Origin of the sequence: Bradyrhizobium vignae (assembly GCF_900324035.1) — a bacterium.
In the GTDB taxonomy this organism is placed as follows: domain Bacteria; phylum Pseudomonadota; class Alphaproteobacteria; order Rhizobiales; family Xanthobacteraceae; genus Bradyrhizobium; species Bradyrhizobium vignae.
The window spans coordinates 117,028-138,531 of the sequence record NZ_LS398110.1 but is presented as its reverse complement, the minus strand read 5'-3'; the positions used below and the strand labels follow the sequence as shown (position 1 = coordinate 138,531).

Annotated in this window: 18 protein-coding genes, 1 tRNA gene and 1 pseudogene; 8 read left to right on the top strand and 12 right to left on the bottom strand. The window is 63.4% G+C overall.

Annotation, left to right across the window (positions count from 1 at the left end):
- Nucleotides 1-18: 18 nt before the first annotated feature.
- The 5 genes from BRAD3257_RS00650 to rpmI all read right to left on the bottom strand — a co-directional run bounded on the left by BRAD3257_RS00650 (nt 19) and on the right by rpmI (nt 5,098).
- Entirely contained in the window at nt 19-789 is a 771-nt protein-coding gene (locus BRAD3257_RS00650) for a sulfite exporter TauE/SafE family protein (RefSeq protein ID WP_122400205.1), read from the bottom strand.
- Complete coding sequence (pheT, locus tag BRAD3257_RS00645) at nt 786-3,194, bottom strand: phenylalanine--tRNA ligase subunit beta (RefSeq protein WP_122400204.1); 2,409 nt, start codon at nt 3,192-3,194, stop codon at nt 786-788. Before pheT ends, BRAD3257_RS00650 begins: the two co-directional genes overlap by 4 nt.
- Nucleotides 3,191-4,273, bottom strand: coding sequence for a phenylalanine--tRNA ligase subunit alpha (pheS, locus tag BRAD3257_RS00640; protein ID WP_122400203.1), 1,083 nt, complete (start codon nt 4,271-4,273; stop codon nt 3,191-3,193). Before pheS ends, pheT begins: the two co-directional genes overlap by 4 nt.
- Nucleotides 4,274-4,457: 184 nt before the next feature.
- On the bottom strand, nt 4,458-4,817 hold the full coding sequence (gene rplT, locus BRAD3257_RS00635; protein ID WP_027550107.1) for a 50S ribosomal protein L20: 360 nt from the start codon (nt 4,815-4,817) through the stop codon (nt 4,458-4,460).
- An 80-nt stretch (nt 4,818-4,897) separates the two neighbouring features.
- Nucleotides 4,898-5,098 carry a 50S ribosomal protein L35 gene (rpmI, locus tag BRAD3257_RS00630; protein WP_008539890.1) on the bottom strand — a complete coding sequence of 67 codons (201 nt, stop codon included), beginning with the start codon at nt 5,096-5,098 and terminating at the stop codon, nt 4,898-4,900.
- A gap of 272 nt (nt 5,099-5,370) precedes the next feature.
- Here rpmI and BRAD3257_RS00625 point away from each other — a divergent pair, with 272 nt between their 5' ends.
- Nucleotides 5,371-5,775, top strand: a complete 405-nt coding sequence (locus tag BRAD3257_RS00625) for a hypothetical protein (protein ID WP_122400202.1) — start codon at nt 5,371-5,373, stop codon at nt 5,773-5,775.
- Nucleotides 5,776-5,840: 65 nt separating this feature from the next.
- Here the strand turns inward: BRAD3257_RS00625 and infC are convergent, their stop codons facing one another.
- A complete protein-coding gene (gene infC / locus BRAD3257_RS00620) occupies nt 5,841-6,380 on the bottom strand; it encodes a translation initiation factor IF-3 (protein WP_122406304.1) in 540 nt (179 codons plus the stop codon).
- Here infC and BRAD3257_RS39970 point away from each other — a divergent pair.
- The 3 genes from BRAD3257_RS39970 to BRAD3257_RS00610 all read left to right on the top strand — a co-directional run bounded on the left by BRAD3257_RS39970 (nt 6,285) and on the right by BRAD3257_RS00610 (nt 8,096).
- Nucleotides 6,285-6,512, top strand: a complete 228-nt coding sequence (locus tag BRAD3257_RS39970) for a hypothetical protein (RefSeq protein WP_162500028.1) — start codon at nt 6,285-6,287, stop codon at nt 6,510-6,512. The genes infC and BRAD3257_RS39970 overlap by 96 nt on opposite strands.
- A 115-nt stretch (nt 6,513-6,627) precedes the next feature.
- Nucleotides 6,628-7,416 carry an alpha/beta hydrolase gene (locus BRAD3257_RS00615; RefSeq protein WP_122400201.1) on the top strand — a complete coding sequence of 263 codons (789 nt, stop codon included), beginning with the start codon at nt 6,628-6,630 and terminating at the stop codon, nt 7,414-7,416.
- A 212-nt stretch (nt 7,417-7,628) separates the two neighbouring features.
- Nucleotides 7,629-8,096, top strand: coding sequence for a nuclear transport factor 2 family protein (locus BRAD3257_RS00610; RefSeq protein ID WP_162500046.1), 468 nt, complete (start codon nt 7,629-7,631; stop codon nt 8,094-8,096).
- Between the two features lie 221 nt (nt 8,097-8,317).
- Here the strand turns inward: BRAD3257_RS00610 and BRAD3257_RS00605 are convergent, their stop codons facing one another.
- The 4 genes and pseudogenes from BRAD3257_RS00605 to BRAD3257_RS00590 form a co-directional block, all read right to left on the bottom strand.
- Complete coding sequence (locus tag BRAD3257_RS00605) at nt 8,318-9,115, bottom strand: acyl-CoA thioesterase domain-containing protein (protein WP_122400200.1); 798 nt, start codon at nt 9,113-9,115, stop codon at nt 8,318-8,320.
- 107 nt (nt 9,116-9,222) lie between these two features.
- Nucleotides 9,223-10,391: pseudogene (locus tag BRAD3257_RS00600) on the bottom strand (IS481 family transposase).
- A gap of 188 nt (nt 10,392-10,579) precedes the next feature.
- Complete coding sequence (gene queG / locus BRAD3257_RS00595; RefSeq protein WP_122400199.1) at nt 10,580-11,755, bottom strand: tRNA epoxyqueuosine(34) reductase QueG; 1,176 nt, start codon at nt 11,753-11,755, stop codon at nt 10,580-10,582.
- Entirely contained in the window at nt 11,704-12,396 is a 693-nt protein-coding gene (locus BRAD3257_RS00590; RefSeq protein WP_122400198.1) for a glutathione S-transferase family protein, read from the bottom strand. The genes queG and BRAD3257_RS00590 overlap by 52 nt, the downstream gene beginning before the upstream one ends.
- Nucleotides 12,397-12,565: 169 nt before the next feature.
- Between BRAD3257_RS00590 and BRAD3257_RS00585 the strand changes: the two genes are divergently transcribed.
- Complete coding sequence (locus BRAD3257_RS00585) at nt 12,566-13,372, top strand: undecaprenyl-diphosphate phosphatase (RefSeq protein WP_122400197.1); 807 nt, start codon at nt 12,566-12,568, stop codon at nt 13,370-13,372.
- A gap of 460 nt (nt 13,373-13,832) precedes the next feature.
- Here BRAD3257_RS00585 and BRAD3257_RS00580 read toward each other — a convergent pair whose 3' ends face one another.
- Complete coding sequence (locus BRAD3257_RS00580) at nt 13,833-14,798, bottom strand: complex I NDUFA9 subunit family protein (RefSeq protein ID WP_122400196.1); 966 nt, start codon at nt 14,796-14,798, stop codon at nt 13,833-13,835.
- A gap of 153 nt (nt 14,799-14,951) precedes the next feature.
- On the opposite strand from BRAD3257_RS00580, the gene BRAD3257_RS00575 reads away from it, so the two are divergent.
- A tRNA-Leu gene (locus BRAD3257_RS00575) sits at nt 14,952-15,038 on the top strand.
- 1,520 nt (nt 15,039-16,558) lie between these two features.
- Here the strand turns inward: BRAD3257_RS00575 and BRAD3257_RS00565 are convergent.
- A complete protein-coding gene (locus BRAD3257_RS00565) occupies nt 16,559-17,830 on the bottom strand; it encodes an MFS transporter (RefSeq protein WP_122400194.1) in 1,272 nt (423 codons plus the stop codon).
- Between the two features lie 521 nt (nt 17,831-18,351).
- Here BRAD3257_RS00565 and BRAD3257_RS00560 point away from each other — a divergent pair.
- Together BRAD3257_RS00560 and BRAD3257_RS00555 are read left to right on the top strand one after the other, a co-directional pair.
- Nucleotides 18,352-19,869: a hypothetical protein gene (locus BRAD3257_RS00560; RefSeq protein WP_122400193.1), complete on the top strand. Its 1,518-nt coding sequence runs from the start codon at nt 18,352-18,354 to the stop codon at nt 19,867-19,869.
- Nucleotides 19,870-19,928: 59 nt separating this feature from the next.
- Complete coding sequence (locus tag BRAD3257_RS00555; RefSeq protein WP_244607844.1) at nt 19,929-21,395, top strand: glycosyltransferase family protein; 1,467 nt, start codon at nt 19,929-19,931, stop codon at nt 21,393-21,395.
- Nucleotides 21,396-21,504: the final 109 nt, after the last annotated feature.

The following is a 21,504-nucleotide window of genomic DNA, read 5'->3' as shown; positions in this document are numbered from 1 at the left end:
ACAAGCGCGGTTGAGATTTCAGCGCAACACCCCGTCCAGCGCTGGCAGCCCCGCAATCACCGCCAGCGCGATCAGCCCGTAACAAATGCCGCGAAACACCTTTTCGCTCGCGCGCCCGAACAGCGAAGCGCCGAACGCGACCCCGAGCGCGTAGACGGGGCCGACGATCAGCGAGAGCACCAGCGATTCGCGACTGATCAAACCCGTTGTCGCATAGCTGATTATCGAGAAGAAATCGGACGCGCCGAAGAACAGTACGATGTTGGCGCGCGCGACGATCGGGGCGATCGGACGGCCGAGCCAGTAGCCGACGATCGGCGGGCCGCCGGTCTGCGCGAGGCCGCTGCAGAAGCCGGAGAGGCTGCCGATGCCGACCGAGAGCCAGGTGTGGTCCTTGCCGCGATAGCGCCAGCCCGACAGCAGCAGAAGCAACAGCGCTGCGACGAAGCAGGAGATGATCCAGCGCGTGGTGACGGGCTCGAGCACGCTGAGAAAGTATGTGCCGGCGGGCACGCCGATCAGGGCACCCAGCACGATCACGGCGGTAGCCTTGCGGTCCGCCTTGCGCCATGCGTCAGGCAGCAGCGGCGCTGCCGCGACGAAATCGATGACGAGCAGCAAGGCGGCAACGAGCCGCGGCGCCGCGATGCTGCTCGCCAGCGGCATGAAAATCAGCGCCGAGCCGAAGCCGGAAAAGCCGCGGGCGGTGCCCGAAACGAAAGCGACGGCGCAGAGCGCCATCGCAATGGTGAGGCTGACGTCCTGCGGGAGAAAGCCGGCGAGACTCATCCCCGCAAGGTGCCACCGGTCTTCTTCGTGACCTCGGCCACGATCTTGGCACCGACGGCCTCGATCTCCTGGTCGGTCAGGGTCTTCTCACGCGGCTGGATCGTCACCGCGATGGCGATAGACTTCTTGCCGTCTTCGATGCCCTTGCCCTCGTAGACGTCGAAGACGTTGACGCCAGTGATCAGCTTCTTGTCGACGCCCTGCGCCGTACGCACGATGTCGCCGGCCTTCACCGTGCGCTCAACGATGAAGGCGAAGTCGCGCGTAACAGGCTGGAACGCCGAAAGCTCGATCAGCGGCTTGGCGCGGGTCGGCTTCTTCTTCGCCTCCGGGATGCGGTCGAGGATCACCTCGAACACCATCAACGGACCGTCGGCGCCGAGCGCCTCGAGCGCACGGGGATGCACCTCGCCGAAACTGCCGAGCACGTTCTGCGGTCCGATCTGGATCGTGCCGGAGCGGCCCGGATGCAGCCAGCCGGGACCGCCGGCGACGATCTGCAGCGCCTGCATCGGCGCGCCGGCCGCAGCCAGCACCGCCAGCGCATCGGCCTTGGCGTCGAACACGTCAGCCTGGGCGGAGCCGGTCCAGTGCCGTCCGAGACCTTCGGACGAAGCAAGGCCGCGGCGCACGCCGCTCGCCGCCATGAACTGGTCCTGCGGGCGATCACCCTTGAACACCTGACCGACCTCGAACAGTGCGACATCGCCGAAGCCGCGATCGGCATTGGTCTGCGCGGCCGCGATCAGGCCCGCGAGCAAGGTCGGACGCATGTCGGAGAGATCAGAGGCGATCGGATTGGCCACTTCGAGCTCGCGCTGACCGCCGCCGAACAATTTTGCCGCAGGCTTGGCGATGAACGACCAGGTCACGGCCTCGACCATGCCGCGGCTCGCCAGCGCGCGCCGCGCGCGGCGGGTGCGCAGCTGGAGCGGCGTCAGCACGGATTTGCGCGCGTCCTCGCCGCGCTCGAACGGCGTCATCGGCACCTTGTCGACGCCGAAGATGCGCACGATCTCCTCGACGATATCGGCCTTGCCGTGCACGTCGGAGCGCCAAGAGGGGACTGCCACCTTCACCACCGGGCCGGGGCCCGCCATCATGAAGCCGAGATGGGTCAGGATACGCTTCATCTCGACCTGAGGCACTTCGATGCCGGACAGGCGCTTCACTTCCGTGACCGGGAAGTCGATCACGCGGTCGTCGGCGAAGGATTTGCCGACCGCGACAGTCTCGGACGGCGTGCCGCCGCACATCTCCATCACCAGCCTGGTCGCGAGCTCCAGCCCCGGCACCATGAAGGCCGGATCGACGCCGCGCTCGAAGCGGTAGCGTGCATCCGAATTGATGCCGAGCTTGCGGCCGGTCTGGGCAATGTTGATCTCGTTCCACAGCGCCGATTCGATCAGCACGTCGGTCGTGGTCTCGTCGCAGCCCGAGGCTTCGCCGCCCATGATGCCGGCGAGCGATTCGACGCCGCGCTCGTCCGCGATCACGCAGATGGCGGGATCGAGATTGTAGGTGCGGCCGTCGAGCGCGAGCAGGCTCTCGCCCTCGCGTGCGCGGCGCACGACGAGATTGCCCTTCACCTTCTTGGCGTCGAACACGTGCAGCGGCCGCGCGCGGTCGAAGGTCATGAAGTTGGTGATGTCGACCAGCGCGTTGATCGGGCGCAGCCCGATCGCGGTCAGCCGCTTCTGCAGCCATTCCGGCGAAGGCCCGTTCTTGACGCCGCGCACGAGGCGCAGTGCGAAGCCCGGACACAGCGTTGCGTCCTCGACAGTGACCTTCACCGGGCACGGGAATTCGCCCTTGATCGGCTTGATCGTCGGGTCCTTGAACTTGCCCATGTCGGCGGCGGCAAGATCGCGCGCGATGCCGTGCACGCCGGTGCAGTCCTGCCGGTTCGGCGTCAGGTTGATCTCGACCACGGGATCGCCGAGGCCGGCCCATTCGGCATAAGCCGCGCCGATCGGTGCATCCGCCGGCAGTTCCATGATGCCGTCATGGTCATTCGAGATCTGGAGTTCAGCCGCCGAGCACAGCATGCCGCGGCTCTCGACGCCGCGAATGGTGCCGACGCCCAGCGTGATGTCCTTGCCGGGAATGTAGGTGCCGGGCGGCGAGAACACGCTGATGAGCCCGGCCCGCGCATTCGGCGCGCCGCACACGACTTGCACCGGCGCGCCACCGTCACCGGTGTCGACCATGCAGACCCGCAGCCGATCGGCATTCGGATGCTGCTCGGCCGAGATCACCCTCGCAATGGTGAAGGGCTTGAGCGCCTTCGCCTTGTCCTCGATGTTCTCGACCTCTAGCCCGATCATGGTGAGCTTGTCGGCGAGCTTTTCGAGCGGCTCGTCGGTGTCGAGATGGTCCTTCAGCCAGGAGAGGGTGAATTTCACGAGCTCAGCCCTCCGGCAAGCGTTGGCACTTCGAGCGGCTTGAAGCCGTAATGGGATAGCCAGCGGACGTCGCTGTCGAACAGCTGGCGCAGGTCGGCGATGCCGTATTTCAGCATGGCGATGCGGTCGATGCCCATGCCCCAGGCAAAACCCTGGTACTCGTCGGGATCGATGCCGCAGGCGCGCAACACGTTCGGATGCACCATGCCGCAGCCGAGGATCTCGAGCCAGTCCTCCCCCTCGCCGAAGCGGATCTCGCCCTTGTCGCGGCGGCACTGGATGTCGACCTCCAGCGACGGCTCGGTGAACGGGAAGAACGAGGGGCGGAAGCGCATGTTGATGTGATCGACCTCGAAGAACGCCTTGCAGAACTCGTGCAGGATCCATTTGAGGTGGCCGAGATGCGAGGTCTTGTCGATGACGAGGCCTTCGACCTGGTGGAATTGCGGCGTGTGGGTCGCGTCCGAATCGATGCGATAGGTGCGGCCCGGGCAGATCACCCGGATCGGCGGCTTTTGGCTCAGCATGGTGCGCACCTGCACCGGCGAGGTGTGGGTTCTGAGCAGCATGCGCGAGCCGTCCTCCTTCGGATGGAAGAAGAACGTGTCGTGCATCTCGCGCGCCGGATGGCCTTCCGGGAAATTCAGTTTTGTGAAGTTGTAGTCATCGGTCTCGATGTCAGGGCCTTCGGCCACCGAGAAGCCCATGTCGGCGAAGATGGTGGTCAGCTCGTCCCAGACCTGGCTCAGCGGATGGATGCGGCCGGTTTCCGCTGCGGCATCGCGCAGCGGCAGGGTGACATCGACGGTCTCGGAGGCGAGCCGGGCTTCGAGCGCTGCCGACTTCAGCACGTCGCGTCGCGCGGCGAGCGCCTGGCCGACTTCGTCCTTGGCCTGATTGATCGCGGCGCCTTGCGTCTTGCGTTCGTCCGGCGACATCTTGCCGAGGGTGGCGAGGAGCGCCGAGATCGAGCCCTTCTTGCCGAGGGCTGCAACACGCACGGCTTCCAACGCAGCCTCGTCGGAGGCGGCGGCGATATCGGCGATGATCTGGGCTTTGAGCTGGGCAAGATCGGTCATGGCAATCCCTTTTGGCCAGGATGCTGAGCCGATGATCCTAGCCCGTCACGCCCGGCATTGTGCCGGACATCCACGTCGGAGAAGTGTATTGGCGCGACAGGTGACGGCCGGGGCAGTAAAGCGCGAGGCGCGCCCCTGACCGGGCCATCACAAGCTGAACGCTGCGAGCACAGTGCAAGACGGCTTACGCCGCCAGCGCGGCCTTGGCCTTCTCGGCGATCGCCTGGAACGCGGCGGGCTCGCGGATCGCGAGATCCGACAGCACCTTGCGGTCCACGGTGATGCCCGACTTGGCGAGGCCGTCGATAAATCGGCTGTAGGTCAGGCCGAACGGACGGACGGCAGCGTTGAGGCGCTGGATCCAGAGCGCGCGGAAAGTGCGCTTGCGACGCTTGCGGTCGCGGAAGGCGTATTGCTGGGCCTTCTCCACGGCCGGCTTGGCGGCGCGGATGGTGTTCTTGCGGCGGCCGTAGAAACCCTTGGCGGCCTTGTAGACCTTCTTGTGCTTGGCGTGGGCGGTCACACCGCGTTTGACGCGAGACATGACGAAATCCTTCAGAGATGACTTTGGTTATCGGATTGCCGCGGGATGCGCGGCGAGGCTGGCAGTGATCGTGGACGCGATCAGGCGTTCGGCAAGAAGTATTTCTTGACGTTGTCGCCGTCGGTCTTGAACAGCACGCGGGTGCCGCGGAGCTGACGGATCTGCTTCTTCGTCCGCTTGATCATGCCGTGACGCTTGCCGCGCTGGGCGTGCATCACTTTGCCGGTGGCAGTCACCTTGAAGCGCTTTTTAGCGCCCGATTTGGTCTTCAGCTTGGGCATTTGGCTCTCCTAATGGCCATAGAGATTCGCCCGCGAAGGCGGCTGGCCGTCAAAAATGCTCGTTAGAGCGTTGATTGTGCTCAGGTTTTACGAACAAGCGCGAAACCCGCACGAAACACCGCCACGGCAGCCCTTAATCAGCCGGGCGATGAAGGCTGGGCTTATGACAGAGGACAAGCCAATTGGCAACGATGAACCGCCGAAACCTGCCCGCCGACTATTGGAGGTTGCCACCCCTCATCTCCAAGCCTTGTGCCTGAAGCAGGACCAAAATGGCCCCTTTCCCGCAATTTCTCTCTTCGCTGGCGAATTTCGCCCGGCCCCGCCATCTGGCGCCGTTCGCCGTGCTCGCCACGGCTGCGCTGCCACAGACCGCCGACGCCCGCGCCCGCGGCTATGACGGCATCTGGAACGTCACCTTCGCCACCACCCGCGGCAATTGCAGCTCGGGCTACAGCGTTCCCTTCGTCGTGACAGGCAGCCGCGTCTCGTCCGCCGGCGGCGGCCGGGTCTCGGGCCGGGTCAACCACTCCGGGGCCGTCGCCGTCCAGGTTTCGGTCGGCGCCTCCCATGCCAGCGGCGGCGGCCGGCTCGCGGGCCTGAACGGCGCCGGTTCATGGAAGGGCGTCATCTCCGGCGACCGGTGCAGCGGCACCTGGCATGCGAGGAGGATCTGACACACAAACGGCCCGCCGGAGATCCGGACGGGCCGCTGAATTCTCAGTCCCCAAAGCGCTTCGCGTCAGCGCGGCGCCAGCACCATGACGACCTGGCGACCTTCGAACCGCGCGTCCTGTTCGACCTTGGCGAGCTCGGCGACGTCGGTCTTGATCTTGTCCAAAAGCTTGGTGCCGATCTCCTGGTGCGCCATTTCGCGGCCACGATAGCGCAGCGTGATCTTGACCTTGTCGCCCTCTTCGAAGAACCGCTGCATGGCGCGCATCTTCACGTCGTAATCGTGGTCGTCGATCATCGGGCGGAGCTTGATCTCCTTGATCTCGACCGTCTTCTGCCGCTTACGAGCTTCCGCGGCTTTCTTCTGCGCGGAATACTTGTACTTCCCGTAGTCCATGATCTTGCAGACGGGAGGGCTGGTATTCGGCGAAATCTCGACCAGATCCATGCCGACTTCCTGAGCCATCCGGATGGCGACGACGGTCTCGACCACTCCTTTGTTGTCACCGGTTTGGTCGATCAGCTGGATCTGCGCATTGCGGATATCATCATTGATGCGTGGCCCGTCTTTGCTGGCAGCGGGCGGAGCTTTATTAGGACGGCGAATGGGTGGTTCTCCAAAGTTGTGAAGGAAGCGGCTATTTTGAAGCAAGATGCGTTTGCCGGCAAGCAAGTCGCTCGTGCGAAACGCGAAAAACCCTCAAATGCGAGGCATTTTGGTCACGCCTGGGCGCGCTGACGACATAGACACCTTGCATCTGTTCCGCAAGCGTCCCAAAGGGCAATGCCGCCACCGAATTGAGCTGCGGGACGCGTCCAAACAGCTCAAACCGCACAGCCAGAGTAAACGTTCCATGTCCGACATAATTCCTGATGCCATGCTCGACTTCATCGATGTGGGCGAGGGCCTGTCCGCACGCAGGATCGCGGTGCGCAGTCGGCGTGGACAGGGACCCGGATTGGTCTGGCTCGGCGGATTCAAATCGGACATGCAGGGCAGCAAGGCCTTGGCGCTGGACGCCTGGGCCCGGGATCACGGCCGCGCAATGGTCCGGTTCGACTATTCCGGCCACGGCGAGTCCGGCGGCGATTTCGCCGACGGAACCATCGGACGCTGGCTGGAGGAAAGCGTCGCGGTGTTCGAGCGGTTTTGCGACGGCCCGCAGGTCCTGATCGGCTCGTCCATGGGCGGCTGGATGGCGCTGCTGCTCGCGCGCGAGATCAAGAAGCGTCCTGGCAAAGCGTCGCTGGCCGGTCTCGTCCTGATCGCGCCGGCGCCCGACTTCACCGAGGAGCTCATGTGGAAGAATTTCTCGCCCGCGGTGAAGAAAGAGATCGAGACCAAAGGCGTCTGGCTTCGGCCCTCGGAATACGGCGACGGCTCACCCTATCCGATCACGCGGAACCTGATCGAGGAGGGCCGCAATCACCTCGTGCTCGGCAGCGCCATCGATCTCGGCTGCCCCGTCCGCATCCTGCAAGGCGCGCAGGATCCCGACGTGCCCTGGCAGCACGCGTTTGCGCTGACCCATCGCCTGCCGGCCGACGACGTCGTCCTGACCATGATCCAGGACGGCGATCACCGCCTGTCGCGTCCGCAAGACATCGCGCGCATTCTTGCCGCGGTGGCCGAGATCGGGTGAAACTGCTGCCCAACATTCGGTGTCATCGCTCGACTTGACAGGGCGATCCAGTATTCCAGCCACGGCTGTGCTTGAACCGAGAAGCCGCGGCGTACTGGATACCCGGTCCCGGCTCCGCCAAGGCTCCGCCGGGGCCATAAGGGTGCTCGGCCGCCGAAGCTTTAGCGAAGGCGGCAAGCCGGGGCATGACGGAGAAATTGGGAGATGCGCCAATGACCACCACCGCCATGCTGCGCGCTTTCTGCGATGCCGTCGAGCAGCGCAACGGCCGTGCCTTCGCCGAGCTGTTCACCGAAGACGGGGTCTATCACGACGTGTTCTACGGCGCCTTCGCCGGCCGCGCGAAGATCGCCGCGATGATCAATGACTGGTTCTATCGTACGGCGACCGATTTCCGCTGGGACATGCACGAGCCCGTCACCGACGGCACCACGCTCTATGCGCGCTACACCTTCAGCTACAAATCAACCCTGCCGGAAGCGAACGGTGCGCGGGCGATGTTCGAGGGCGTTGCCGTCATGACGCTGCGTGACGGCAAGATCGCGAGCTATCACGAGGTCGCCAATACCGCGCCGGCGTTCGTCGATTTGAAGTTCGCACCCGAAAGAATCGCGAAGATCGCGGCCAAGCAGGGCGCCGAGCTGAAGGCGCGCCCCGAGATGCGGCGGCATCTCGTCTAAAGCATGATCCGGAAAAGTGCGAAGCGGTTTTCCGGAAAGATCATGCGTAAACAACAAGCTAAAGCGCGATGACGATTATCCAAATCTCATCGCGCTCTAGCCGTCATTCCGGGGCGCGCGGAGCGCGAACTACGGTGCGTAATTGCGCATCAGAGAATCCAGAGATTGTTGAGCGGGATTCCGGGGTCATCGCTGCGCGATGCCCCGGAATGGCAGCGTGGCTACGGCGGCGGCGCTTTTGCCATCGGCTTGCGCTGGGCCAGCGCTGCGACCGTCGCGGTGCCGATCGGGCCCTGTTCGTCATAGAGCCAGCATTCGCCGATCGCGACGCCGTCGGTGGCGTGGTGGTTCACCACCTCGAAGCCGATCCACTTCGTCACCGGCAGGCGGTGCAGATAGATCGTGACGTCGCTGTTGATGTAGCCGAGTCCCTTGTCGCCGGCGTTGGCAAACGGGCTGGCGAAATCGGCACCAACGGCGACATGGACGAACGGCGTCATCGGGGCGCCGGCGACGAGCTCGCGCACCTCGCTCATCCACAGCCGGCGCGGCCCGAGCGAGCCCATGTGGCCGACGATGGGGCGCGTGGTCCATTTGCCGTTCATGCCGAGCCTGGGATCGGTCGGTTTCGGAATGTCTGATGGCTTCGGCACCTCCCAGTTCGGCGGCGACCAGACATTGCCCTCCGGATTCTGCGTCTTGCGCAGCAGCTGGCAAGAGGCGCGCGCCATGCTGACGCCGCCGGAGACGAATTCCGCCTCGACCACGCGGATGCGCAGACCGTCACGCACGAGGCGTGTCGTCACCTGAATCGGTTTGTCGATCGTCGGCAGCCGAAACATGTCGACCGTGAGCCGCGCCGGCACGAATTCGGGCCCGGAATGGCGTTCCTCGATCGCGAAGCCGAGCAGGCCGACGATGACGCGGCCGTGCAGCGATGTCGGATCCCATGGACCATTGGCGACTTCCGTCGGATGGAATGTATCGCCGTCGCGCGTGAAGAAAGGCATGTTTGTCATGCGCGCGAGATTGCGGGAATGGGTGAGGAAATCAAGGGTGGGCGTCGTAAGAGTGAGGGGGCAAAAGCTCTTGCCAAAATAGCAGGTGTCATCGCCCGACTTGATGTTCAGCCCGGGGACATGACCGACGGGTGTTCGGGGACATAGCCGACACATTCTCCGCTCGCCAAGTCGATGATAGCGACTTGGTGGGCGGCAAAGAAGATCCCGTATTGCGCATCGTTTGCCGAGGGGCGGATGGCGAGGCGCTCGCCACGGAAGGCCTGTGGCACTTTCCAAAGACGTCCCTTGAAGCTGACATAGGCTTTGGTCGTGGAGACGCGGCGCACGATCTCATGGCTGTCGTATTCGACCTGTGGCAATCGATCGGGCATTGGTCGCTGGCTGGGCCGATATCGACTGGCCGGGACCTGTTGTCCGAGCGCCTCGTGTGGCCGTTCGAAGTTGTAGACTTCCCGCCAGGCGTCGAAGGCACGCTGCGTCTCTGCGAGATCGCGGAACTGTCGCAGTGCGAACACCTCAGCCGCGAGGGTGCGGTGGAATCGTTCATTCTTGCCGCGGCTTTGCGGGTGATATGGGCGGCTGTGGATGACGGCGACGCCAAGCTTGAGCAGCCACACCGAGAACCGTGTCCATCGCTCGCCGGAAGGATCACCCCAGGGCGAACCATTGTCGACGAAGAAAGCCTCCGGGAGCCCGTAGTGGCGAAAGGTCTTCTCCAAGCGGCTGCGCACGGTATCTGTGCGTTGATCGGCACAGGCCTGCAGGCACAGATCATAGCGGGAGTGGTCATCCACCACCGTCAGAGGATGGCACTGGGTATCATTGCCGAGCCGAACCCAGCCTTTGAAGTCCATCTGCCACAACAGATTGGGGGCCGGCATCTCGAAACGCTGGCTTGCCGTCGGGCCGCCGATCGGAGGCTTGATGCGGCCAGACCGACGCAAGATCTGATGAACTGTTGAGACTGCTGGCGAACGCAAGCCATTGCGCTCCAGGCAGTGAGCTATCTTGCGAGCTCCCCATGCCGGATGGGCATCGCGTACCGCGAGAATACGTGCCTCAAGCTCGCAATCGGTCTGTCCCGGGCTCGCATGCGGTCGGCGCGAGCGGTCGTCGACATTCTGATCCGCTTGCCATCGTGCAAGCCATTTGTAGCCCGTGTCGGGATGGATATTGAACCGCCGGCAGAGCTCCCGCCGGTCGCTCCCTCCTGCATCGCAAGCCGCACGAACTCCCGCCGCTGATCCATCACCGACACCTCTCGCCAGGGCATGGACTTGGCCTCCTTTACTGCCAAATCCCTGCACTATGATGTGTCGGCTATGTCCCCGAACACCCGTCGGTCATGTCCCCGGGCTGAACACTTGATCGGGCGATCCAGTATGCCGAGACGGCAGTGATTGAGCCGAGAAGCCGCGGCGTACTGGATGGCCCGATCAAGCCGGGGCATGACAGCGAAAATTAGGAGGCGAGCTGCCACTCCTCGCGCACGCTCTCGTCTTGCTCGTCGGCAATCGCATTGGCCCTCATCGCATCAAACTCCTCCCGCGACACCAACTGCGCCAGCGCCCAGACCGCAGCTCCGCGTACCAGCGGGTTGGCATCATCCAGCAATCGCCGCGCCTCTTCCGCCAGGGCAGCTTCGCCCGAGTTGCCGATCGCAATCAGCACGTTGCGCAAGAACCGGTCGCGGCCGATGCGTTTGACCGGTGATTTCGTGAACAGCGCACGGAATGCGGCATCGTCGAGCCGCGCGAGTTCGGCGAGAGAAGGCGCGCGCAATTCGTCGCGCGCGGCGAGCTTTGCCTCGCGCCCCTCCCGCGCAAACTTGTTCCACGGACAGGCCGCGAGGCAATCATCGCAGCCATAGATGCGGTTACCGATCGCCTTGCGGAATTCCTGCGGAATCGGACCCTTGTTCTCGATGGTGAGATAGGAGATGCAGCGCCGCGCATCGAGCTTGTAGGGCGCGGGGAACGCCGCCGTCGGGCAGATGTCGAGACACGCCCGGCACGAGCCGCAATGGTCGATCTCGGCAGCATCGCGCGGCAGATCGAGCGTGGTGTAGATCGCGCCGAGAAACAGCCATGAGCCGAACTCGCGCGAGACCAGATTGGTGTGCTTGCCCTGCCAGCCGAGATGCGCGGCCTGCGCCAGCGGCTTCTCCATCACCGCGGCGGTGTCGACGAACACTTTCACCTCTGACGGGGCGGTCGCGACCAGCCAGCGCGCCAGCGCCTTCAGCCGCTTCTTGATGAGGTCGTGATAGTCGTCGCCTTGCGCATAGACCGAGATCGCCGCGCGCGCGCGCTGCTTCAGGATCGCCAGCGGATCTTGGTCGGGGCCGTAATTGACGCCGAGCATGATCACGCTGCGCACGTCCTGCCACAGTCCGCGCGGATCGACCCGGCGCTCCGGCTGCGCCGCGAGCCAGTCCATGTCGCCATGGCCGCCTGAGGCGATGAATTCGAGGAAGTGTTTCCCGGCGCTCTCGATCGTGCCCGGCACGGTGATGCCGACGCAGTCGAAGCCGAGCGCGCGCGCCTCGCGTTCGAGCGCCGCCTTCAGTTCAGTCGGATCGGAGTTCAGAAATCCAGGTCCACATAGGTCCGCGACGCCGGCACGCCGGCCAGCCATTCGCTCAGCAGCGGACGGAACGACGGGCGGGATTTCACCCGCGCGTACCACGCCTTTGCTGCGTCGTCCTCGCTCCATGGCACGTCGCCCAGATAGTCGATCGCCGAAAGGTGCGCCGCGGCTGCAAGATCCGCGTAAGTGAGCCGGTCGCCGGCGAGGAAATTGCGCGTCTGCGCCAGCCAGCCGATATAGGCCAGATGATAGCGCACATTGGCTTTCGCTGCGCGCATCACGTCGGCCGAAGGCGGGCCGCCGCCGTTCTCCTCGCTCATGAAACGTTTGTAAATGCGCTCGGTGACGAGGGGATGCGAGACTTCCTCGAAGAATTTTTCGTTGAACCAGGCCATCAGCCGGCGCACCTCGACGCGCTCGAAGGTCGTCTCCGGCATCAGGCGCTTGGGTCCCATCCCGGCGCCATAGGCCTCGTCGACATATTCGGCGATGATGGCCGCGCCCGGGATCGGCGGCTGCTCCTCGTCCACCAGAACGGGCGTCGTGCCCGCCGCATTGAGCAGCAAAAACGCCTCGCGCCGCTCCCAGCTGCGTTCCTCGACCAGCTTCAGGTCAAGCCCGTATTCGCCCGCGATCAGGCGGATGAAGCGCGAATGCGGACAGAACGGATGATGAAACAGCGTAAACATGAAACCTTTGACTATTTGATGGTGCTTAAGAATCCATCAATGTTTGTGCGGCGCCACACTAGTCCCTCAAAACCGCGAAGCAAGCGCGTGATTTCGCATTTTGCGATTGCAGCATTGGGGGGAATAGGCGAGAAGAGCCCCGCTTTTCCAGCCGAAATGGACCGTAAATATGTCAGACGCAATACGGGCAGTGATCCTCGGCATCATCGAGGGTGTGACCGAGTTCCTTCCCGTATCCTCGACCGGCCACCTCTTGCTCGCCGAGCGCTTCTTCCATCTCGGTGAAGGCGCGTTCTGGGATTCGTTTACGGTTCTGATCCAGCTGGGTGCGATCCTCGCGATCGTCGGACTGTATTTCAAAAAGCTCTGGGACGTCGCGATCGGCATGTTCACGGGCGATGCCTATGCGCGCCGTTTCGTGATCGGCGTGCTGGTGGCGTTCCTGCCGGCCGTCGTCGTCGGCCTCGTTGCCGGCAAATACATCAAGAGCGTACTGTTCAATCCCTGGGTCGTCTGCTTCACGTTGATCGTGGGCGGCGCCATCCTGCTCTGGGTCGACAAGCTCGACCTCAAGCCGCGCGAGCACGACGCCACCAAATTTCCGCTGCTGATGTATCTCTATATCGGCATCGCGCAGTGCGTGGCGATGATCCCGGGCGTGTCGCGTTCCGGCGCCAGCATCGTCGCCGCGATGCTGCTCGGCGCCGACAAGCGCGCGGCGGCGGAATTCTCGTTCTTCCTCGCCATTCCCACCATGATCGGCGCGTTCGCCTACGATTTCTACAAGAACCGCGCCGAGATGACGATGGACCATATGAACATCGTCGCGATCGGCTTCGTGGTCTCGTTCATCACCGCCGTCATCGTGGTGAAGACATTTTTGACATACGTCACCCGCCACGGCTTCGTGCTGTTCGCCTGGTGGCGAGTCATCGTCGGCACGCTCGGCCTGATCGCGCTGGCGCTCGGTCGTTAAGCTCTACCGCCCGGGCTTCAACGCCATATGAGTTTTGGCACGCGCTTCGTTTCGATCGGCGCGTCATCGCGGCCGACATGCACGGCAAGAACCATCACTGCTAAAGCGCGATGAGATTTGGATGAATCGTCATCGCGCTTTAGCTTGTTGTTTACGCATGATCTTTCCGGAAAACCGCTTCGCACTTTTCCGGATCATGCTTTAGGGCGTTTTCGGCCGCGATGTCGACAGCCTCACGTCGTTACGGTGAAGCCTGGCCGGAGGCGGTGTTCAAGAAGCTGAAGCTTTGACGCCGTTGCCGCACGTTCGGTGCGCTCCCTCGCCCGCTTGCGGGAGAGGGTTGGAGAGAGCGTGTCTCCACAGCGAGGTCCCGATGACGAGAAAGCCCTCACCCGCCGCGCGGGACGATGCTTCGCATCGCCCGGACGCGGCGACCTCGCAAGCGGGAGACGTAAGAACCTCACACGCTCATGCGCTGGAATTGTCCTGCCGCGCGGAAGCGCCACAGATATTGCGGGGCAATCGCTTCCAGCGAATCGGGCGTGATGCCGAGGCCTTCCAGCGTCAGCCCGGCCGCCTTCGCCGCCTCCGACACCACATTGTCGCGCTCGAGCAGCGTGACCTGGTCCGGCGTCAGCTTGAACGCGCCCGGCGCGAATTGCAGGAAGTGAGCCTGGAAGCGGGCGAGGCCGAACGGCAGCGAGATCAGCATCCGCTTCCGGTCAGTGATGTCGAGGATGGTCTGGATGATCTCGCGCATCGTCAGCACCTCCGGCCCGCCGAGCTCGTAGGTCGCGCCCGTCCTGGCCTTGCCGTCGGCAGCATCCGCGATCGCGGTGGCGACGTCGCCGACATAGACCGGCTGCATCCGGGTACTCCCGCCGATCAGCGGCAGCACCGGCGACATCCGGGCCAGCGCGGCAAAGCGGTTGGTGAACTGGTCCTCGGGGCCGAACATCACCGAGGGGCGGAAGATCGTGGCTGAGGGAACCGCAGCCAGGACCGCGGCTTCGCCCGCCGCCTTGGCTCTGGCATAGCGCGAGGGCGATTCGGCGTCGGCCCCGATCGCGGAGACATGCACCAGCTGGGCTCCGGCGGCGGCTGCCGCTTTGGCGACGGTCTCGGCGCCCTTGGCCTGGACGGCATCAAAAGTCTGCGCGCCAGCCTCGGTGAGGACGCCGACGAGATTGATCACGATGTGCGAATCACGCAGCGCCGCCTCGACCGAGGCCGGATAGCGCAGATTCGCCTGCACGGCGTGGACCTGCCCGACCCGGCCAAGCGGCTGGAGGTATCCGGCGAGTTCCGGCCGCCGCACCGCGACCCGGATCCGGTAATCCCTCTTGCACAGGGCGCGGACGACACTGCGGCCCAAAAACCCCGATCCGCCGAAAACCGTGACGAGCGTGTCCAGATTCGATGCCATAGGGGGGTCCATTCCTGCGGAAAGAGTGCGTCTTGTCAGGCTTTTATCGGCCTGGTTTGCGATGCGCAATCGGCATCCCGAACCGGGCTTCAAGCATGAATTGACAACGGCGTCACCGAACCGTAGTAACCCCCTCCGTGCCCCAAACGGCATGCCCAGGTGGTGGAATTGGTAGACGCGCTGGCTTCAGGTGCCAGTGGCTTAACGGCCGTGAAGGTTCGAGTCCTTTCCTGGGCACCATCGCTCCGCGATGTCCTCGATTTCGCTGAAGTCCCTGATACTCAAGGGTGATCGACCGTCTCAACTGGTACACAGAGACGGTACACATGCTTCTGCGAATGGCCTCTCCTATCCGCCGCGACGGCTCCTCCGTTCATTACCTCCGAAAGCGCGTCCCCGCTGACCTGACCGATAAGGCCGCGGGCTTGGTGCTGCGCGTTCCCGTGGGTATGAGACGGCGACGGTGAAGGTCGGTGGCACCGGCACGATCAAAGTGTCGCTGCGCACACATGACCCTCGGGAGGCCAAAGCATGGCAAGCCAAGGCGCTCGCCTATCTCGATGACGCCTGAGGGAACGCGGTGGGTTGTGGCGATGTTCTAAGGGAGTGTGGCCGAGCAGAACTCGGGCGGCTTCCTCTTCCCCGACGGGCAACCTATTGCTCACCGCGCGGCACGGTGCCTGATCGTTTCATCACGTTGATGGTTGCCGATCGTAGATAGTCCACGAACGGCAGAGGGCTTCTACCTCGCACAGGTTCGCAAGGTGGTGGTCGATCATGTCCGCTCAGCCAACAGGAGCGGCGCAATAGCGGACGCGCCAAGATCGACGCGACGGGCCACACTGCGACATTGGGACAAGCCAGGCCACTGAGGCATTTGAGAAACCGCCACAAGCATCGCGCGCAGCCAAATTCGTTCTTCAAATGTGAAGGGCGATGAGTCCGGGAAAGGAACCAGGCGCCTGCAAAAAGTATTTCCACTTCGTGCAGGGCCGAAGCTACGGAACGTATCAGGGCTGGAATGACGCTCCGTCTCCAAACACGAGATGGAACCATACTCCGGCGGGCGGCGAAGCACATTTCTGAGATTTTTGTCTGAGATTTTTGCAGTGCGCCGATCGAGGAGCCTACAGAGAAGCAGTGAGGCCCTAGCTGGTTCCTGAGCGAAGAAAGGACACAATGATGGAAACCTGCACCGAGAAGCATCACGCCAATCATCCCCACAAGCATGGCCCCAACTGCGGGCATACCAGGATCCGTCATGACGGCCACGTGGATTATCTTCACGACGGCCATCTCCATCACATGCACGGGGATCACGTGGACGAACATGTCATTCCGGTCAGCGCAGCAAATCCCGTGAAGTGCACGCCTCAAGTCCACTGTTCACACGTACACGGTCCAAACTGCGGACATGAACAGGTGCCGCATGGCGATCATGTCGACTATCTCGTGGACGGTCGGCTGCACCATCCGCATGGTGATCATTGCGATGACCACGGGCCCGTTCAGTTGGCCTGACAGGCACGACCGTGATCGAATCTCATTAGCCTAGCTGCTGTCTGATCCGGGTCATCCGAAGCTCTCGAGCGCTTCGCCCAGATCAGCACTCACCGCCATGCGATTCTTCCATGCGGTCTAGCTGACCAATAACTATTGTTGATCGGCATTCCTTTTCAATGCGGTCTGAGTCAAACGGCTGCGGACCGTGGTGGGTCGAAGCTGAGCTTGACCATCGGTCGCGATAAGGTGAAGCACCCTCACACCACCCGCCTCCCCGCCGGCTCCGCCACCGCCTTCTGCACGAAATACATCATCACCAGCGTGACGATCGTCGTTGTCACGACGACGTAGCCGATCCGGTCGAAATGGATCAGCGCGCCATCCGGCGCTTGCGCGATGATCGCGCCGGCGAACACGGAGCCGAGCCCGCCGGAGAGCTGCTGGAGCGAGGCGCTGACCGCGCTGAACGAGCCGCGCTGGCTCGGCTCCGGGATCGCCGACATCAGCGCCTGCGATGGGATCATGCGCGAGAAGATGCCGACGAACAGCAGCACGTTGACGGTGATCGCAGTCACCAGCGAGACATGGCCGAGATGGGTGTAGATCAGCACCATGAGGACGGTCATCGCGCAGCCGAACACGAAGGTCGGATACTTGCCGAACGCGTCGCTCGCCCTGCCGACCAGCGGACCCGTGACGATGCTGAACAGGCCGGAGACGAGATAGATCGTCGGCAGATGCGTGATGTCGATGCCGAGATTGTGCACGGTGTAGGCGCTGGAGAACGGCATCAGCATGTAGCCGCCCGTCGCCAGCAGCGTCGTGACGGCGAAGGCGGGCGTGTAGCGCGGCTGACTAATCGTCGCGATCAGATGATGGAACGGGTTTCTGTCCTGCTTCAGCTTCAGATGTGCGTCGACCGGCTCCATCGCGAAGGCGATGACCGCGATTGCCGCGATCGACAGGACGACGATCGCGACGAAGCAGACATGCCAGTTCCAGTGATTGGCGAGAAACAGCCCGGCGGGAATGCCGAGCACCTGGCTCGCGGCGAACGCGGTCTGAATGAAGCCCATCACGCGGCCGCGCATCTGCAACGGGAACAGGTCGGTGACGATGGCGAGCACGACCGAGCCGATCACGCCGCCGAACAATCCGGTCACGATCCGGCCGAGCAGCAGGATGTGATAATTCTGCGCGGCGGCGCAGAGCAGGGTGCCGAGCGTGAAGCCGACATAGAAGAACAGCAAGAGGCGCTTGCGATCGAAGCGATCGGCGAAGCCGGCGGCGAGGATGCCCGATACTCCCGCACTGAATGCGTAGGCCGACACCGCGACGCCGAACTGTCCCGCCGTGATGTTGAGCGATGGCATCAGGATGGCGCCGAGCGGCGACATGATGATGAAGTCGAGGATGATCGTGAACTGCGTGAATGCGAGCAGCGCGATGAGGAGCGCCTGGTAGCGCGAGATGCCGCGCTGGCGTTCCCGTTGGTCGTCGATTGGCGCAGCGAGCGTCTGTTCGGTCATGGCATCCGATTCGGGATGAGCAGGGCGGGGCGCGAGAAAATGGGAGATAAGGTCGGCTGAAGGCGATTTGCAGGGGGCGTGTCTGAAAAACCGGGGCTTGCCTCGGCGGCCTCAGGCCCGCGTGCGATTGCGACGTCCAGGATGGCCGATCGCACCTCGCGCTCCCGCATCAGCCGCATCCTTCGAGTAGCACCTCGCAGCTGGAAGGGGGGTGGGCGGCGCGAAGGCGACGAGTTCGTTCACCACGTTCTCGGTCGTCCTCCCAAATCAGCGCTGACAGCGCCATGTCGGCCGCTCCATCGTCAGCTGCCGTTGGGCGGGAAATATCACGTAAAAACAACCGCTTGGACGTTACACAAGCTCCGGTGCCCTCAGCTTTTCGCCGGCCAAATCCCCTCGATTGCAGCGTCCGGATTTACTCCACTTTAGATAACTTGCCTCTAAGTCAGCGGCGAAGCTCGCATCCGGCGACCAGGCGGGCACGCAAGAGCCCTTGGGGCTCGCTTCGTCGTGAGGGATCGGTGGATCAGCACCAAGTCTGGCGCGAGCCGAAATTCGACAAAGTTGCGAATGCGATCAGCCCGTTCGCGCTGAGGTCGGGAATCTATCTGTTCCTGATCTCGTTCATGTCCCTGTTCTACGTCCTGAACGCGCCGGTCCTGCTCGGTCACTACGATCTCGGCTGGCATCTGGCGGCCGGAGATCTGATCCGGACGAGCAGCAACATCCCCTTGCAAGATCCCTGGTCTTTCACCCACGGCGACAAGACATGGTTCAACCTGTCCTGGCTCTGGGACGCGCTCGCCAGCGTCACGTTTCAATATGCAGGCCTTGGCGGGCTCGTCGTGTTAGCAGTGGCGTGTGGCGCGGCGATCGTCGGCTATCTCACATCCGTCTGTGTCGGCACCGGCGCATCGCCGGTCGCGGTGTGCATCGCCGTGTTCTTGGCGTGCCTGCTCTATCCCCTCTACGAGGCCTCGCCGAACGTATATCTCGCGGTGTCGCCCAACACCTGCACGATGTTGCTCTGCGTCGTGTTCTACCGGGAATGCCTGCGACGCTCGCGATGGTTCCTGCTTCCGCTGCTGATGGTGCTCTGGGCCAATTTGCACGGGGGCTTCCTGCTCGGCTTCTTCGTCATCGGCGTGTTCTTCGCCGTAGCCTTGCTCCGCGGTGCCTGGGCTGATCTCAAGATTTTCGCATGCGCCGGCATCGCGTGTCTTGCTGCGACACTCGTCAATCCGCTCGGCTGGAACATCTACGCCGGCACCGCCGCGACGATGGGGCACTTCGTGCAGGACAATATTGGCGAGTGGCTGTCCTACTATCACAACATGGAAATGCCGGGCAGCATTCCCGGCATTCTTTACATGCTGGCCTTCGTCGTGCTCGAGCTGCGCTTCCGGAATTCAAGGCCGATCCCGCTCGAACCACGATTGATGTCGTGGCTGTTCCTGATCCTGGGCCTGTATCAGTTCAGGTACATCGCATTCTTCTTCATGTTCTCGGCGGTACCGATGGCGCTGCACGTCAGCCGGCTGCTGCCTGAGCGGTTCACCAATATCGACTTCAAGGGACCGCTGCTCGCGGCCGGCATCGTCGGTCTGTGCACCTTGCCGATGGTCTTCCTGCGCGCCGCTCCGGCGTTCGCGATGCCGGACATGTTGTCGAACGAAGACGCCAGCTATTTGCAAAAGAATCTTGCCGGCGCGCGGGTCCTGAACAACTGGAATGTCGGCGGCTACCTGATCTTCAAGGCGCACGGCACCGTCTCACCGTTCGTCGACGGCCGTGCCGCCACCGCCTATCCGGACGATCTGCTGCACGACTATTTCAAGCTGGTGAGCTGGGAAATCGACGAAGCGGCTTGGGACATGGTGCTCGACAAATACCGGATTGACGCGGTGCTGTGGGTCAGGACGCATGAGCAGCTACGGCGGTTTCTGGTTGAGCGGCGTGGCTGGCGCGAGCAATACAGTGGGGCCTATGAAACCGTTTACGTCAGGCCCGATTTTGCCGGCGAGGCCAAGAAACAATGACGGATAGTGCCGCAGTTCTGTTCGTTCCCGCCAGCGCTCCCGCCGGCGAATCCAAAAGCTTGGCAGCGCGATACGGCGTCCTGTGTGCGTTGCTGCTGGTCGCCGCGGCCATCCGGCTGCCGCTCGCCTTCTGGCCGAACATCAATCACAACGACGAGATCTATCAATATCTGGAGCCGGCCTGGCGCCTGCTCGGTCATCAGGGCGTCGTCACCTGGGAATGGCGTGACGGCATTCGAAGCTGGTTCTTGCCGACCTTGTTCGCAGGCCCGGTCGCGCTGGGCGACTGGCTTGCACCCGGCGGCTGGGGTGCCTTCGTCGCGCCTCGCCTGCTCGTCAGCCTTGCGTCGCTGTCGATCGTCGTAACCGCCTGGCATTTCGGCGCGCGGATCTCGCGCGCGCATGCCATCGTCGCGGCGCTTGCCGCCGCAGTCTGGTTCGAGCTCGTCTATTTCGCGCCTCACACGCTGAGCGAACCGCTGACGACGGCCCTCATCCTGCCGGCAGCCTTGCTGCTGACCGGAGAACCCTCGCGCAACCGCCTCTTTGCCGGCGGCGCATTGCTCGGGCTCGCCTTCGTCTGGCGCTTCCAATATGCGCCGGCCTGCGCCGTGTTCGTGCTGGGCGCCTGCTGGCGGGATCTGCGCAACGCAATTGCCCTGATTGCCGGCGGATGCGCCGCTCTGGCGGTCGCGGCTGGCGTCGACCTCGCCAACGGCTCGATTCCGTTCGCGTGGCTCGTCCTCAACATTCAGCAAAATCTCCTGCATGACAGGGCGTCGGAATTCGGCGTCGCGCCGCCGATGGCTTACATCCAGCTGATGTCTATCCTGTGGTCGGGAGCGATGCTGCTGATGCTGATGGCGCTCCGGCGTGGCTGGCAACATGCCCCGCTGCTGATCGTCGCGGCGATCGTGAACGTCGCATTTCACAGCATGATCGCGCACAAGGAATATCGCTTCATCTTCCTGTCGATCCCCTTGCTGATCATCGCTGCGGCGCTTGGCTCGGCGGATTGGGTCCAGTTGATGCGCCAACGCCCTGGGTGGCGGCACTGGAGCCTTCCCGTCGTCTGCGCGGGCTGGGTGCTGCTGTCGCTGGGATTGTCAGGCGCGACCTACACGATGCGCCACAACTGGATGCTCGGCACGGCCGAGGCGAAATTGGCGACGGACCTTGACGTCGATCCGGAATTCTGCGGTCTCGCCCTGTACGGCATGCACGACCCGTTCCTGCCGGGCCGCGGGCAACTCGCGATCGGTCGTCCGGTCTATTCCTTCTATCAGGACGATCCTCTGGCCAATGGACAGCTTCCGGCGCTGGTGCAAAAGCACCAAAGCGAATTCAACCGCATCATCGCCCCGGCGTCGCTGGCCGGAGAACTGCCCCCGGACTTTTCCAAGCGAACCTGTGCCCTCGCGAGCCATGACATCAACACCTGCGTCTTCGTCCGGCGTGGCGCTTGCGATGCGTTCACGACCGGCCCCTTCGGGATCAACGACGTCCTGGTGCGTCTCAATGACTGACTGCGACTGACGCTTGCGCGGTCCGCCGCCAGCAGATAAACGCGGCCGCGGCCGGTTCGCATGGTCTCGTCGGAAAACCGCTTCGCACTCTCCGGATCGTGCTCTAGCC